The sequence below is a fragment of the Loigolactobacillus jiayinensis genome (assembly GCF_003946445.1).
Lineage (GTDB): Bacteria > Bacillota > Bacilli > Lactobacillales > Lactobacillaceae > Loigolactobacillus > Loigolactobacillus jiayinensis.
Genome location: NZ_RHOF01000116.1, coordinates 1 through 2,763, shown reverse-complemented (window position 1 = coordinate 2,763; position 2,763 = coordinate 1). Strand labels below are relative to the sequence as shown.

Here is a 2,763-nt window from a genome sequence, read left to right as displayed (position 1 = left end):
CCCTCTTGACTTATAACCACAAGGCTTAAAGTGACATCACATATTTTTTATAAGCTCATTTAAAAATTTGGAGGCAGACTTAAAATTATGTTCTTTGGCTAGACCGTCAAGTCTTTTGCGTGCGCTAGGTTGAAGTGAAAAGGTATAGTTCTTAGTACGTTCCTCTTCATCTTTAAAAACAGGAATAACAAGTTTATCTTTAGTATCAGTTGGCTGTTCTGTTTCATTTTTTTGTAGTGCCTTTTTTATGTTTTTGTTCTCTGGATCGAATGCCATAGGTAGTCCTCCTTTATAATTCACATGCACACACATTGAGTATACATGTGATTAATACGTGTACGAAACATTTATAGCTTTTCCGTGATTTCATTAAATGTTTTGTCCATACTATCAAAAAATTCATGTTGATCAATATATGTTTTGTGGTCTTCAGCCATTTTTGAAAGAGATTTTTTATCCAACGTTGAACGATTGAATAGCTCCTTTTCTGGAACTGTAGCCAATACACTGGGATCGCCTTTTAAGGCTTTTAATAACTCGCGAGATGATCTTGTGTTGTGTTTAATCATGTTGGCGATAAAAAATAATTTGGTCGTGACATAAGATTTTCTAGTAGAGTAATCAATGGCTTCTTTGCGTAATTCGTTAATTCTTTCTTCTAGGTTAAATTTTGCATTATACCCATGTTCGCTAGGTGTGATTGGACTAAGGATAGCATTACTAATGATTACTGCATTCTTGGTAGCAGTAGAAAAATCTGGGTGACAATCCAAAATAATATACTCGAATTTTCCTAAATTTAAACGTTCATAATTATCTGACAACCACATATAGAGGAACATGTTTTTGTTAGTCTTATTTTCAATGGTACGCTCAATATCGTCAAGGTGCATGTCTCCGGCAATTAGACTAATATAAGCACTTATTTCATGTATTTTGACTTTCCCTCGATCTAAGAAAATGTTGCCAACGGTGTCTTGATTATCGTAAATGTTGTAAGTCTGGGTTAAATTACTTTGGTGGTCTAAGTCAATAAATAAAACATGCTTGCCATTTTTTGCTAACCATTCACCATAATTAAAAGCTAGGGTAGTTTTACCAACGCCGCCCTTTATAGCTGAAAATGTAATAATTTCCATTAGTGTCCCTCCTCATACATGCTAAGTAAGCTTAATAAATATCGCTACATGCATAATAACACATAACACGTATGTTTGCGAATGATGCATATACATTATATTCATGAATTATTAGTATACACTAGCTAAGTGCCCTATCTCTTGATATTAAGTTTTTTACGATATCGAATAAAAGTTGTCCGCTTTTATGTAAGCGCAAGGAAACTCGTTCTTTTAAGGACGTGCTGAATTGCGCTATTTTTACGCCGTAGGTACTTTACACATAGCATAATTAAAAATATGCTATAACTGCTTGCTTGGCCTAATCAGGTACTTGCAAGCGCTGAACTGTGTTATACTAGCGGCGTAGCTATTGATCGTTGTTCAGGTAATACAAGGAGGTTTTGCTGATGACCACACACTATGCAGCACAAATTGTACCATTGAATGCGGATAAGATTGGAACGGCTGCTTATGGCGAAGCGACGTTCGCAATTGCAGATGATGAATTAACGATTAAGATCACAATGCACAACACGCCGGCCAATATGCAGCATTGGGAACATTTTCATGGCTTTCCGGATGGTAAGCAGGCGTTGATCGCAACGGCTGCACAGGATGCGAATGCAGATGGTTTTGTTGATCTCATGGAGACTGAAGCCGTTTCGGGGACGACGATGGTACCTTTTGACGATGCCCCAGAACATATGGATATTCCCCATGACCGCTATCCAACTGCGGATGAGCACGGTGATTTTACTTATGAGAAGAAAGTCCCATTAAGTGAGCTACAAGCTAACTTTAAAAAAGCATTTGGTGAGTCGGAATTACACCTTGAAAAACGCGTGATCTATATTCACGGCGTGACTGCTAACGTGCACTTGCCAGAAAGTGTTGCCGGAATGGTCGGCCACTATGATGCACACGTTACGTTACCGATCGCGACTGGTCAGATCGTTGCGGTTGATTAATAAGCCTAAAAAATAAGGAAATTGGCCCGATTGGTCAACTTCCTTATTTTTTATCAGCTATTGATCGGCAACTTTTTTCAATAATCGTTTCATCTCCGTGATCTCTTCACGTTGCGTTTTAGCGATCTTCTGTGCGAGGGCTTTGACTTCCGGATCGCTGAGTTGCGCGCGTTCACTGGTTAGAATCGCGGTCGAGTGATGGGGGATCATTTCTTGCATCCAAGCTGCATCGTGCACGGTCGCTTGGCTACGAACTAGATAAAGCGAGCCAGCAAATATCACCGCACTACCAAGTAGGATCAGGCGGTTCAAACGTTTATTCTGGTACATTGACCACATGAATAACAGCATTACAATGGCCATGGTGGCGCCCATAATTAGCGCCATATACAGTCGCGTTTGGCTTAGAAAAATATGATCTAATTGGAACACATTAAGGTACATTAACCCATACATAATAACTGTAGAGACAAGAATCATCAGTAAAAATTTCGTGTATTGTTTCATGACGTCCTCCTCGCTTTCGCTGGCTTTATTTTGACTGTAACAAAAAAAATAGGGTAGCGTCAAGAATCTTGTGTAAATGAAATGCCTTCGTACATATAATATGTATCTAACTTAAATAAATGATGCTTCCAAGGTGTCCTGGAGTCCTTTGAACCCTCGGTGGATCC

Annotated in this window: 4 protein-coding genes; 1 reads left to right on the top strand and 3 read right to left on the bottom strand. The window is 38.9% G+C overall.

Features of this window, described 5'->3' with window-relative positions:
* Positions 1-36: 36 nt before the first annotated feature.
* Positions 37-276, bottom strand: coding sequence for a hypothetical protein (locus EKM80_RS14700; RefSeq protein ID WP_010011603.1), 240 nt, complete (start codon positions 274-276; stop codon positions 37-39).
* Positions 277-347: 71 nt separating this feature from the next.
* Positions 348-1,139 (bottom strand): ParA family protein, encoded by a 792-nt coding sequence (locus EKM80_RS14695; protein WP_016527412.1) that lies wholly within the window; start codon positions 1,137-1,139, stop codon positions 348-350.
* Between the two features lie 389 nt (positions 1,140-1,528).
* Between EKM80_RS14695 and EKM80_RS14690 the strand changes: the two genes are divergently transcribed.
* Positions 1,529-2,089, top strand: a complete 561-nt coding sequence (locus EKM80_RS14690; RefSeq protein WP_025016531.1) for a hypothetical protein — start codon at positions 1,529-1,531, stop codon at positions 2,087-2,089.
* A 57-nt stretch (positions 2,090-2,146) separates the two neighbouring features.
* Here EKM80_RS14690 and EKM80_RS14685 read toward each other — a convergent pair whose 3' ends face one another.
* Entirely contained in the window at positions 2,147-2,596 is a 450-nt protein-coding gene (locus tag EKM80_RS14685; protein ID WP_010579557.1) for a DUF305 domain-containing protein, read from the bottom strand.
* Positions 2,597-2,763: the final 167 nt, after the last annotated feature.